Origin of the sequence: uncultured Intestinibacter sp., from assembly GCF_902468165.1 — a bacterium.
GTDB lineage: Bacteria > Bacillota > Clostridia > Peptostreptococcales > Peptostreptococcaceae > Intestinibacter.
Genome location: NZ_CABQXJ010000011.1, coordinates 40,062 through 52,147 on the forward strand (window position 1 = coordinate 40,062; position 12,086 = coordinate 52,147).

At 29.2% G+C, this 12,086-nt stretch carries 13 protein-coding genes; all 13 read left to right on the plus strand.

What is annotated here, in order from left to right; genetic code table 11:
• Positions 1-153: 153 nt before the first annotated feature.
• The 13 genes from RDX53_RS03655 to spoIVA all read left to right on the plus strand — a co-directional run bounded on the left by RDX53_RS03655 (position 154) and on the right by spoIVA (position 11,953).
• A complete protein-coding gene (locus RDX53_RS03655; protein ID WP_195929777.1) occupies positions 154-414 on the plus strand; it encodes a YlmC/YmxH family sporulation protein in 261 nt (86 codons plus the stop codon).
• Positions 415-447: 33 nt separating this feature from the next.
• Positions 448-906, plus strand: coding sequence for a transcriptional regulator NrdR (gene nrdR / locus RDX53_RS03660; protein ID WP_195929776.1), 459 nt, complete (start codon positions 448-450; stop codon positions 904-906).
• A gap of 1 nt (position 907) precedes the next feature.
• Positions 908-1,630 carry a peptidoglycan editing factor PgeF gene (pgeF, locus tag RDX53_RS03665; RefSeq protein WP_195929775.1) on the plus strand — a complete coding sequence of 241 codons (723 nt, stop codon included), beginning with the start codon at positions 908-910 and terminating at the stop codon, positions 1,628-1,630.
• Positions 1,631-1,642: 12 nt separating this feature from the next.
• Positions 1,643-2,326 (plus strand): winged helix-turn-helix domain-containing protein, encoded by a 684-nt coding sequence (locus RDX53_RS03670; RefSeq protein ID WP_195929774.1) that lies wholly within the window; start codon positions 1,643-1,645, stop codon positions 2,324-2,326.
• 17 nt (positions 2,327-2,343) lie between these two features.
• A complete protein-coding gene (locus RDX53_RS03675) occupies positions 2,344-3,645 on the plus strand; it encodes a HAMP domain-containing sensor histidine kinase (RefSeq protein ID WP_195929773.1) in 1,302 nt (433 codons plus the stop codon).
• A 138-nt stretch (positions 3,646-3,783) separates the two neighbouring features.
• Positions 3,784-4,716, plus strand: a complete 933-nt coding sequence (locus tag RDX53_RS03680) for a YIEGIA family protein (protein ID WP_195929772.1) — start codon at positions 3,784-3,786, stop codon at positions 4,714-4,716.
• Positions 4,717-4,735: 19 nt separating this feature from the next.
• Entirely contained in the window at positions 4,736-5,668 is a 933-nt protein-coding gene (locus tag RDX53_RS03685; protein ID WP_195929771.1) for a YIEGIA family protein, read from the plus strand.
• A gap of 1 nt (position 5,669) precedes the next feature.
• Positions 5,670-5,867 carry a hypothetical protein gene (locus RDX53_RS03690; protein WP_195929770.1) on the plus strand — a complete coding sequence of 66 codons (198 nt, stop codon included), beginning with the start codon at positions 5,670-5,672 and terminating at the stop codon, positions 5,865-5,867.
• Positions 5,868-5,956: 89 nt separating this feature from the next.
• Positions 5,957-7,282, plus strand: coding sequence for a DUF512 domain-containing protein (locus tag RDX53_RS03695; protein WP_195929769.1), 1,326 nt, complete (start codon positions 5,957-5,959; stop codon positions 7,280-7,282).
• Positions 7,283-7,295: 13 nt separating this feature from the next.
• The gene (gene der, locus RDX53_RS03700; protein WP_195929768.1) at positions 7,296-8,624 is read left to right on the plus strand and encodes a ribosome biogenesis GTPase Der; all 1,329 of its coding nucleotides are present in this window, start codon (positions 7,296-7,298) and stop codon (positions 8,622-8,624) included.
• 21 nt (positions 8,625-8,645) lie between these two features.
• A complete protein-coding gene (plsY, locus tag RDX53_RS03705) occupies positions 8,646-9,251 on the plus strand; it encodes a glycerol-3-phosphate 1-O-acyltransferase PlsY (RefSeq protein ID WP_195929767.1) in 606 nt (201 codons plus the stop codon).
• A 19-nt stretch (positions 9,252-9,270) separates the two neighbouring features.
• Positions 9,271-10,296 (plus strand): NAD(P)H-dependent glycerol-3-phosphate dehydrogenase, encoded by a 1,026-nt coding sequence (locus tag RDX53_RS03710; protein ID WP_195929766.1) that lies wholly within the window; start codon positions 9,271-9,273, stop codon positions 10,294-10,296.
• Between the two features lie 181 nt (positions 10,297-10,477).
• Entirely contained in the window at positions 10,478-11,953 is a 1,476-nt protein-coding gene (spoIVA, locus tag RDX53_RS03715) for a stage IV sporulation protein A (protein WP_295571544.1), read from the plus strand.
• Positions 11,954-12,086: the final 133 nt, after the last annotated feature.

The following is a 12,086-nucleotide window of genomic DNA, read 5'->3' on the forward strand; positions in this document are numbered from 1 at the left end:
AAATAAAACTAATAGGAAAATAATTATAAAGATTATAGATGATATCATGGTGAATTTTTTTTACTTATAAATAATAAACTTATATAAGACAATCCTTATTTAAAAATTTTTGTGAGGATTTCAATATTAAATATATAGGAGGTAAGATTCACTATGATGAGAATATCAGATATTATGGAAAAAGAAATAATCAATGTGAAAAATGGTAAAAAACTAGGTTTTATCACAGATATAGATCTAGATGTCGAAAATGGCAAAGTATCATCTTTTTCAATAACAGGGTCTTCAGGCAACTTTTTTTCAAGAGGGGCTGAAATCGACACTGTATTTTGGAGGGATATTTTGAGAATAGGTTGCGATACTATTATTGTAAGTATAGGATCAAATTTTGATAAAAATCAAATAGATATCTAAATTCTAAATCTTAACTAACTAAGGAGGAAAACAATGCAATGCCCATATTGTAACTACAAGGAATCTAAAGTAGTTGATTCGAGACATACAGATAGCAAGTCTATTAGGAGAAGAAGAGAATGTGAATCTTGTAAAAAAAGATTTACTACTTATGAGATTATAGAGACAACACCTGTAATGGTCGTTAAAAAAGATAACAGTAGAGAACTATTTAATAGGGAAAAGATAAAAAGAGGTATAATAAAATCTTGTGAAAAAAGACCTGTTTCAATAGAACAAATAGAAAGCATAATTTCTTATGTAGAAAATGAAATAAATAAAAATTATATAAGCGAAATAAATACTGATAAAATCGGTGAAATGGTAATGGATAAATTAAAAGATATAGATGAAGTATCATATGTTAGATTTGCATCTGTATACAGACAATTTAAAGATATAAATACTTTTGTAAGTGAATTAAAAAATATTTTAATGGAAAAGGGAGATTAATATGACACAAACTATAATAGATAAAAAAGATTATTTAACTATAAATAAAGAAGGATTAGAATTTGTAGATATAGCTATTACAACTACTAATATAGATGCAAAAAATTTAGATGATGTAAATAATGCATTTAAAGATGTATTTACTTTAAAAAATTTAAGTAAAAATAAACAAATACATTCAAACATAGTAAATAAAGTAGATAAAGACAATATAGGACAAATAATAGATGGAGACGCCATAATTACAAACGAGAAAAACGTTCCACTTCTAATATTAACAGCTGACTGTGTGCCAGTGGTTTTAGTTGATAAGGTAAATAAGGCTGTTGGGCTTGTTCATGCAGGTTGGAGAGGGACATACGGCAAAATTTGTTCAGAAACACTTCAATCTATGAAAGAAAATTATAATACAAATACAGAAGATGTAGTTGCAATTATAGGACCATCTATCGGAAAATGTTGCTATGAAGTATCTTATGACTTAGTAGAAAAATTCAGTGCACTTCTTCCAAATGCAGATGAAAAAATATATGAAATAAGAGATGAGAAGTATTATCTTGATTTATGGGAAATAAATACCCAAATATTAAAAGAATTTGGAGTACTAAAGTCGAATATAATAAATATGAATATCTGCACAAGTTGTAATTGTGATAGATTTTTCTCGTATAGAAAGCATGATAAAACGCCAAAGAGAATAGGAACCTTCATTGAGATAAAGTAAGGGGGTATTGTTATGGAGGAGAAAATATTAGTTATAGATGATGAAATGCACATAGTAGAGCTTTTAAAATTTAATTTAGAGGTAAACGGATATGTGGTTGACTACTCATTAGATGGTTTTGACGGATATCATAAGGCAAAAGAATTTAAGCCAAATCTAATACTTTTAGACTGGATGTTACCTAATATAAGTGGTATGGATGTATTAAAAAAAATAAGAAATGATGAAGAACTAAAAGATATACCTGTTATTATGCTTACAGCCAAGAATATGGAAAGAGACAAAGTTAAAGGGCTAGAAGAGGGAGCTGACGACTATATAACAAAGCCTTTCGGAATAAAAGAACTTTTAGCTAGAATAAATTCGGTTCTTAGAAGATATAATAAAACTGCAAATAAAGTAGAAGATATATTAAGTGTTAAAGATATAAAAATGGACTTAATAAAGCATGAAGTAACTAAAAAAGATAAGAAAATCGATTTGACTATTAAGGAATTTGATTTACTTAAATTACTCCTTCAAAATAAAGGAAAAGTACTTTCACGTAACTTTTTATTAGATAAAGTCTGGGGATATGAATATTTTGGAGAAACAAGAACTGTTGATGTACATATTAGATACTTACGAAAAAAAATTGAAACAGACGAAGAGAAATATATAGAAACTATTAGAGGAATAGGATATAAAATTAGTTAAAAGTTGAGGTAATACTTATGAATTCAAACTTACAGCAAGTAAATGGTGTATATTTTTTTATAATGCTTATTACATCAGCTTTAGCTATATTACTTATAAGATATACGGTAACACTGAGAAGATATCTAAAAGAATTTACTAGAGTTTCTAAAAAAGTAAGTAATAAAGAATTCCATACGAGATTTAATACATATGTAAAAGGTGAGCTAGGAGAACTATCTAAAAATTTTAATTATATGATTCAAATAATGGATAGTACAATTGAAGAAGTTGAATATAAGCACCTACAACTGACTTCCATTGTAAAAAGCATATCTCATGGTATTTTAGCAATAGACATAAAGGGAAATATTTTGCTTATAAATGATATAGCTAAAGAAATGCTAAAATGTGATTTGAAAACTAATGTAGAGGGATCAAATTTTAAATTTATCGTAAAAGATAAAAAAATACTTGAGATATTTCATAAATATGTAGGAAGTACTCAAAATGAAGTAATAGAATTAGATTTAAGAGATAACCTAGTATATAGGATAAAAATAGACCCAGTATATCTGCAGGATTCAAAACATGCGATAATAGGCTCTATTATAAATATTGAAGATATAACAGACCTTGTAAAATTAGAAAATATGAGACGAGATTTTGTAGCTAATGTAAGTCATGAACTAAAAACACCTCTAACATCAATAACTGGTTTTGTAGAAACTTTAAAAATAAATGATGAAATAGACAAAGCTACAAGAAATCATTTTTTAGATATAATCGAAAAAGAATCAAACAGATTAAAAGGTCTTATTGAAGATATATTAATGCTTTCTTCAATTGAAAATGGTCAAGATTTATCATACGAACAAGTTAAATTATTTGATATATTTAAAGAAGTATGTGAAATTACACAATATATTGCTTCATCAAAAAACATAGAAGTATCATATGATTTTGAAGATGAAGAAGTACATATATTAGGAATAAGGGACAATATAAAACAAATCTTTTTAAATCTAGTAGACAATGGAATAAAATATACACCTGAAAATGGACGAATACAAGTTATTCAATATTATGATAAAGATAAACAAAATATAATTTTAGAATTTAAAGATAATGGAATAGGAATACCTAAAGAATCTCTAAATAGAATATTTGAACGATTTTATAGGGTTGATAAGGCTAGAAGTAGAGATATAGGGGGTACAGGATTAGGTCTTGCGATTACTAAGCATATGGTAAAATCCTTAGGAGGAAATATAGAAGTTAATAGTATTTTAGGAGTTGGGAGTGATTTTATAGTCACAATTCCGCAAAATACAGAATAGAAATTAAATATCTGAAAAACGAAATCTTATGTAAATAAATCTATCAATATAGAAAGTTTACATAAGATTTTTTCTTTTGTACAAAATAAATTTATAACGTTTATACAATAAAATTTATTTTGTAAAGGAGTGTATTTTATGAAGGAAAGCGTATTAGACGAAGCTCTGTTTAGACATTCATTTTTAGTATCAGTCTTACTCGGAACGCTATGCAGATTTTTAGTTCTTAGAATAAAAGATAAACAATATCCAACAAGACCCCAAGATTATATAGAACAAATTATAATGGCAGGGCTTACATCAGCATTAGGAGGAATTGCTCTACCAGCCCTTATGGACAAAGAGTTCTCAGCATTGACTTTTTTAGCAGTAGGTATCCAACAATTCCAAGGATTATCTAAGCAAGAAAAGATAACTCTAAACAATATCGATGAAGATGAATTAGTTAAAAAGGGTGCAACCTATATAGACGAAATAGCATCTACTTATGAAGTAAGAAGCTATGTGAGTTTATTTGCAGGTCTTGGCTCATCAATAGCTTATGTCATCATTGCAATGCGATTTGGCGAAAATATAATAATATGCACAGTAGCAGCTATACTTGTAGCCGCGATAGTCGGTTTAATATTTAGAAGAATATTGAGAAGAAACAGTATCAATGATATAGCCGATATAAAAGAAGCAAAAATTTACTTTGATGGACCTATAATGAAAGTCAATGATGTAGTTATTACAAATATAGGTCTAAAAGCGACGAGAGAAAAGTTTTTGAAAGACGGAATAGCAATTGAAGTTGTGCCAAAAGACGAAAAAGATTTTGGCGTTATAAATGATTTGGGTCAGAGAGATGCAATTATATACAATATATTTATTCATACAGGTGTAGATAAAGATGTAGATGAACACGATATAGTTTCAACCTCAAAAGTAGATTTAAAAACAAAAAGTGTGTTGATTGTTTTTATGCCGATTCTAAACGATATGGAACTTATAAAACAAGTTGCCGGAAGTACGCCAATCCTAGAAGCGGCAAAAGGAAAACAAAGTAATTACCAATGTTTAATAAAATAATAAGTTTGAGAGGTATAAAATGGACAAAATTTTTTTAATCGGAATAGTAATAGGAATATTAACTAGATTAATTATGCTTAATTTAGAACAAAAACAATATCCAACACAACCAAATGTTTTAATTTCACAATTAGTTTTAGCTTTTATTGCATCTGCACTAGGTGCATTATTAGTTCCTGCATTAATCGAAAGATCATATACATCAATTACATTTTTATCTTTAGCAGCAGAACAATTTAGACAAGTAAGAGAAAATAGAAGAGATACACTGACAGAATTAGAAGCAAAACAACTTGTGCAAAGAGGAAATGCATTTATAGAAGAAATTGCAAAGACGTATGAAGTTAGAAACTATATGTGTATAATATCTTCATTTTTTACAGTTGGTTGCTACTATTTAATTACATCAGAATTCAAATTAGGTCAAAATATAAGCTTACTTATAAGTACTATATTAGGTATAGTACTAGCATTTATTTTAAAAAAGCTTATAAAAAGGGATTCTATTGGAGATATCGCAGATGTAAAGATTGTAGATATATCATTTGAAGATAACAGTATACTCAAAGTTGGCTCACTAAGTGGAATAACAAACGTAGGGTTAAAGTCAGAACGAGAAAAATTTTTAAAATATGGAGTTGGAATAGAAATACTTCCAAAAGACAATAATTATATAAATGCTTCAATAATACAAGACCCAGGCCAAAGACAGACAATAGCATATAATTTATACAGCAGATTGGGGCTTTATAGACAAAAAAACGAGCCAGTTTTTACTCCTATACCAAGACGAAATCCTAAAAACGAAAGTCTAGTAATAGCGTATTTACCTATAGAAAAAAACATTGAGGCAGTTATACAAGCAGTTAAATCAACTCCTATAGTATCAAGTGCTAGAGGTAAAAATATAGCCTTAAAAAATTATGTAATAGGAAGAAAGGAAGGTAAGTAATATGTCAGATATGTCTATAAATGATTTTACATTAGCTATAATAACAACGAATAAAAATATGACATCTGGAGGAGGTTGTCCGATATTTTATGCAGATAATGACGATGACATGCAAAATAAAGCTATGTTGATGGCTAAGTGTGTTGATGGTGTTGTTCATGAAATCGCAAAAGAAACCCTAATAATAGTTAAACACTAAAATTAATGTATATAAATTTATATATTTGACTAACTTAAAATTATACGATATTATAAGATGATGTATTTTTAGAGAAGGGTGAAAGATTTATGGAAGTCAACGTAAAAAATAGCAACAATATCATAAGTAAAGTTTATAAAGGTTCTATTGCTGAAGAAATAGGAATAGAAGTAGGAGACTTATTAATAGCTGTTAATGACGAAGAAATTCACGATATTATAGAATATAAATTTTTAATAAGTGATGAGTATATAGAATTAGAAATACAAAAAAGAGATGGCGAAGTCTATATATATGAAATCGAAAAGGATTTTGATGAAGAATTAGGTATCGAATTTGTAAATCCTATAATCGATAAAGCAAAAAGCTGTAGAAATAAATGCGTTTTCTGCTTTATAGACCAACTTCCAAAAGGTATGAGAGAAACTCTTTATTTCAAAGATGACGATTCAAGACTTTCTTTCTTACAAGGAAATTTTGTCACTTTAACAAATATGAGCGAAGAGGATATAGACAACATAATAAAATACAGAATAAGTCCTATAAATATATCAGTTCATACAACAAATCCAGAGCTTAGAAGAAAAATGATAACAAATAAGCACGCTGGAAAATTAATCGATACTATGAGGCGATTAGCTGATGCACATATCGAGATGAACTGTCAAATAGTATTATGTCCTGGATATAATGACAAAGAAGAATTAGATAGAACTTTAAGTGATTTATCAAACCTTTATCCTTATGTAAATAGTGTAGCTATAGTACCTGTAGGTATTACTAAATACAGAGATAATTTAGCAAAACTAGAAATTTTCGAATATGAAAGTGCAAATGAAACAATCGACCAAGTACATGCTCTACAAGAGAAGTATTTAAAAGAATTAAATACAAGATTTGCTTTCTTATCAGATGAGTTTTATATAATAGCAAAAAGACCACTATTAGATTATGATGAATACGAAGGATTTTTACAATTTGAAGATGGAGTAGGGATGATTCGTAAACAAGGAACTGAAACAATAAACTACTTAAAAACTTTAGATGCAGATGATAGCATAGAAAAGACTGTTTCTATAGCAACAGGAAGTTCAGCATATGAATTTATCCTTGATATGGCAAATAAAGTTATGGAAAAATTCAAAAATGTAAAAATAAACGTATATAAGATAAGAAATGATTATTTCGGTCATACAATAACTGTATCAGGTCTTATAACTGCTACTGATATAATCAATCAATTAAAAGATAAAGATTTAGGTAGTGCTTTATATATAACTAGATCAATGTTAAAAAGCGATGAAGAAGTATTTTTAGATGATATAACATTAGAAGAATTAACAGAAAAATTAAATGTTCAAGTAATAACTTGTCAAAATGAAGGAAAAGATTTTGTAGAAAAAATCATAAACTAGAAGGGAGATTAAAATGAGCGATAATAGACCAATTGTAGCAGTAGTTGGTAGACCAAATGTAGGAAAATCAACACTGTTCAATAAATTAGCAGGAAAGAGAATATCAATAGTAGAAGATACACCAGGTGTAACAAGAGATAGAATATTTGCAGAAGTAGAATGGTTAAACAAATACTTCACATTAATAGATACAGGTGGTATCGAAAAAGATAACGGAGATGTAATATTATCTCAAATGAGAAACCAAGCGATGTTAGCAGTAGACATGGCACACATCATAATTTTTGTTGTAGATGGAAAAGCTGGTATTACAGCAGCTGACAAAGAGGTAGCTCAAATACTTAGAAAAACAAATAAACCAGTTTTATTAGCTGTAAACAAAATAGACAGTATAAACCAAATGGACAATATATATGACTTCTATGAATTAGGTTTAGGAAATCCATATGCAATATCAAGTGCAAATAGTATGGGTCTTGGAGACTTATTAGATGAAGTTGTAGAGCAATTCCCTAAAGGATTAAACACTGAGTATGACGAAGATATAATTAGGGTAGCAATAACAGGTAAACCAAATGCAGGAAAAAGTTCTATCTTAAATAATATTTTAGGAGAAAACAGAGTTATAGTAAGTCCAATTGCAGGTACTACAAGAGATGCTATAGATACATACTTTGAAAAAGACGGACAACAATATTTATTAATAGATACAGCAGGTATAAGAAGAAAAAGTAAAGTATATGAAAGAGTTGAAAAATTCAGTGTCATAAGATCTATGACTGCTGTAGAAAGAGCTGACGTTGTTTTAATAGTTATAGACGCAACTGAAGGTGTTACAGAACAAGATACTAAAGTTGCTGGTATAGCTCACGACGAAGGTAAAGGATGCATATTCATCGTAAATAAATGGGACCTAATTGAAAAAGACAACAAAACATTAGGAAACTACACAAAAGAAATAAGAGAGAAATTCCCGTTCATGATGTATGCACCAGTATTATTCGTATCTGCTCTTACTAACCAAAGAATGAATAAAATACTAGAAACAGTAAACTATGTAGCTAGTGAACATGCTAAACGTGTTAGTACATCAGCATTAAATGATGTTATAGGTGAAGCAGTTATGCTTAATCAACCACCATCAGACAAAGGTAAAAGACTTAAAATTTATTATGGTTCTCAAACAGGAACTAAGCCACCTAAATTTACATTATTTATAAATGATAAACAGCTTACTCATTTCTCTTATCAAAGATATCTTGAAAATAAAATAAGAGAGAACTTTGGATTTGAAGGAACTTCAGTGCAATTTGAGTACAGAGAAAAGAACAGAAGAAAATAATAAAAATATGGGGGGCCAGAGATGTTAGTTTATTTAATTATTATAGTAGTTGCTTATCTTTTAGGTAATATATCAACATCATATATTATTGGCAAAAAATTTGCAGGCGTAGACATAAGAACTCAAGGTTCGGGTAATGCAGGATCAACTAACGTACTTAGAACTATGGGTAAAAAAGCAGGAGCCATGACTTTTGGTGGCGATGTTTTAAAAGGTGCGATTGCAGTTGGATTTGCTAGGGTATTAGCCCATTACATGAAAGCAGATGAGGCAACTTGCGCTTATATAGCTGTAGTAGCCGTTGTAATAGGACATAATTGGCCAGCATTTTTAGGTTTTAAAGGCGGTAAAGGAGTAGCAACTTCTTTAGGTGCGATGTTAGCTATAAATCCTATTGTAGCTCTTACATGTTTAGCAGCATTTATAATAATAGTATTAGTTAGCAAATATGTTTCTTTAGGTTCTGTTTTAAGTATATGTTTGTCTCCTGTGTTGATGCTTATAAACCACAATACAAAAGGTATATGGGTAACATTATTTTTATCAGCATCAGTTATATATACTCATAGAGCAAATATAAAACGCCTTATAAATGGAACAGAAAGAAAACTTGGTGAAAAAAAATAATAAACTAGGTGGTGTCATTATGGAGAAGGTATGTGTAGTAGGTGTAGGAAGTTGGGGGAGCGCACTTGCCCTAGCTCTTTGTAAAAATGGATATAAAGTAGATATGTGGACGAGAGATGAATCTCAAGCAAACGAAATTAATACTACAAGAGTAAATTCTAGATTCTTACCAGGTGTTATTTTCCCAAAAGAAATGAGAATATCTACTGATTTAGAAAGTGTAATAAAAGACAGTAAAATAGTAGTATTGGCAGTGCCATCACAAGCTGTAAGAAGTGTATGCAAAAAGATAAAGCCTTTTATAAAAGAAAATCAAATTATAGTTGATGTTGCAAAAGGTCTTGAAAGAGAAACAGGACTTAGATTATCTGAAGTAGTTAAATCAGAACTACCAAATAATGAATATGTTACTTTATCTGGACCATCTCATGCTGAAGAAGTTTCTAAATTTATGCCGACTACATTAGTAGCAGCATCTCCAAATTTAGAAATAGCTGAAATTGTACAAGATGCATTTATGAGTCCTGTACTTAGAGTTTACACTAATCCAGATATAATAGGGGTTGAATTAGGTGGAGCTCTAAAAAACATAATAGCATTCGGTGCTGGTATGTGTGATGGACTTGGATATGGAGATAATGCAAAAGCAGCATTAATGACTAGAGGTATTACAGAAATAGGTAGACTTGGAGTTGCTATGGGTGCACATGTAACAACTTTCACAGGACTTTCAGGTATTGGAGACTTAATCGTAACTTGTACTAGTATGCACAGTAGAAATAGAAAAGCTGGAATACTTATGGGACAAGGAAAAACACTAGAGGAAACATTAGCTGAAGTTGATATGGTTGTTGAAGGTATTGTAGCAACAGAAGTTGCTTATAAAGTTGGTAAAAAATTAAATATTGAACTACCAATAACTAATGCTATTTATTCAGTATTATACGAAGGAGCAAATACTGAAGAAACTGTAAAAGCACTTATGACTAGACATAAGAAAAATGAAATGGAAGAAGTCGTTAATAACGGATTTGTACATAATTAATTTATATATAAAACCTACATGGATTTTAAGTTAAATAAAACTTAAACTCTATGTAGGTTTTATTTTTTTACATTTTATAGCACATATGAAATTATATTCATTCACAACCACGCAATAAGATTTTTGTTATAAATTTAGAAACTGTTCAATATACTTTAATAAGAAATGTATGCAGGAGGGAATAAGAATGAACATTTATGAGGATATAGCAAAAAGAACTCAAGGTGATATATATATAGGGGTTGTTGGCCCTGTTAGAACAGGAAAATCAACATTTATAAGAAAGTTTATGGAAACGCTAGTTCTACCTAATATAGACAATGAATTCAAAAGAGATAGAACTAGAGATGAAATACCTCAAAGTGGCTCAGGCAAAACTATCATGACTGTTGAACCTAAGTTTGTACCTGCAGATGGTGTAGTTATTGAATTAAAAGACGCTGTTTCTCTAAAAGTCAGAATGGTCGACTGTGTGGGATACATAGTTGATGGGGCATTAGGACACGAAGAAAACGGCAAACAAAGATTAGTATCTACGCCATGGTCAAAAGACGCTATGACTTTTGAGGAAGCTGCAGAAATAGGCACAAAAAAGGTTATAAGAGATCACTCTACAATAGGAGTAGTAGTTATAACTGATGGAAGTGTAACTGGTATAGAAAGAGGCAACTATATCGAAGCTGAAGAAAGAGTAATAGATGAGTTAAAATCAATCCAAAAACCATTTGTAGTAGTTTTAAACAGCATGACTCCAAAAGAAGAAAAAACAGAACTTCTAAGAAAAGAATTGGAAGAAAAATATGAAGTACCTATATTGCCAGTAAATGTGGAAGAAATGAATGAATCTGATATAGAAAATATCTTAGAAACAGTATTATATGACTTCCCAGTAAATGAAATAAGAATAAATATTTCTAAATGGGTAGAAGGATTAGAAAAAAATCATTGGATAAAACAAAGTATAATAGCTACATTAAAAGAATGTATAGCTAGTTTACAAAAAATTAGAGATATTGATGATATTATAAATGGATTTAAAGAATTAGAATTTTTAGAAGGCGTAAATGTAGATAGTGTAGAACTTGGTGAAGGAGTAATAAATATTCAATTAGCTACAAAACAAGAATTGTTCTATACAGTATTAGAAGAAAAGAGTGGATTTAAGATTGAAGGGGATAGTCAATTATTGAATTTAGTTACGACTTTATCTAAAGTAAAACGAGAATACGACAAGATAGAAGTTGCATTAAATGATGCTAAAACTTTTGGATATGGAGTTGTAGCACCATCACTTAGTGAACTTAGCTTGGAAGAGCCTGAAATTATAAAACAAGGAAAACAATATGGAGTTAAGTTAAAAGCAAATGCACCATCACTTCACATTATAAAAGCAGATATATCTACAGAAGTATCTCCAATTGTAGGAAATCAAGATCAAGGTGAAGAAATGGTTAAATATCTTCTAAATGAATTTGAACAAAATCCTAGTGAATTATGGGAATCAAATATGTTTGGTAAGTCATTAAATGATTTAGTAAAAGAACAGCTACAAAGTAAGTTGTATATGATGCCAGATGAAATTAGATTTAAAATCCAAAAAACACTACAAAAAATTATAAATGAAGGCAGCAATAATATAATAACAATTATTCTTTAAATTATATTATTAATAAGAATATGTTGTTATAATTTGCTCCTTAAAAAATATATATTTTGAAATTTCCTTAGAATGTTTAAGGAAATTTTTTTTGCGTTAATACCTCTAAAGATAAGTGAAGATTAAAAATTAA